The organism is Acinetobacter sp. AS5, from assembly GCF_048957595.1.
Classification (GTDB): domain Bacteria; phylum Pseudomonadota; class Gammaproteobacteria; order Pseudomonadales; family Moraxellaceae; genus Acinetobacter.
Genome location: NZ_JARDAL010000150.1, coordinates 1 through 860, shown reverse-complemented (window position 1 = coordinate 860; position 860 = coordinate 1). Strand labels below are relative to the sequence as shown.

1 pseudogene is annotated in these 860 nt (G+C 44.4%); it reads right to left on the bottom strand.

Annotated elements, in window-relative coordinates:
• A pseudogene (locus PV763_RS17690) lies at positions 1-860 on the bottom strand (ISNCY-like element ISAba32 family transposase); the annotation flags it as partial.

Here is an 860-nt window from a genome sequence, read left to right as displayed (position 1 = left end):
GAGTCAAGCACAGGATTTAACTTTCTTTGTTCAATAACAGCTTTCTGAGCTTTACGACTCGGCATACTTTTCTTGAGACGGGAACGTTTATTCTGTTTTTCCAACTCTTCATGCTGTTGCTGAATATGTGCCAGAACTGTACCTAACCGTTTATTCTCAACGATCTCATTCTGCTGTAGCCCAGCTAATTTATTGAAAATGCTGTAGTTGAGCTTTCGTCCCTCGTGCATGAGGGCCACAGTCCCATCCGGGTACTCCAGAAATGAAATATATTGCCCAACAAGCTTATGATTCAGCTCTATCGGTTCAAGCAGATAAATACATTTGTCATAGGTCAGGGTCAGATTCTTGGTGACCTTACGCGGTTCCTGCCAGGTAAAAATATCATCCAGTTCAAGATCAGATTCGGTTAATGGCCGATGTAAATTCTTTGAGTTTCGCGCACACTTGGCAAACTTCTGATTGAAATGCTCAATAAAGCAGGGCAGCCAGGCATTTGCCTCGGCAATTGAACAGATACCTTCTAGGCGCATTTCCTTGATCAGGCGATCCTGGAGTGTTCTATTGGCACGTTCCACACGGCCTTTGGCCTGGGGTGAGTTGGCGAAGATAATATCAATATTTAACTCATTCAGAATCCGCCCAAATTGCGTGATCTGGCTATCTTGGCTCGATTTCTGATTCACTCGGAATACCGAGTGTTTATCGCTATAAAACGCTAAAGGCTTGCCGTATTGCTCAATGTAGGCTCGGGTTGAAAGCATATAATCAAAGGTCGTTTCAGCCTCACAAAAGCGCAGATGCAACAGCTTTCCAGTGGCGTCATCGATATAAACCAGCAAGCAGCATTTGGAAGCTCG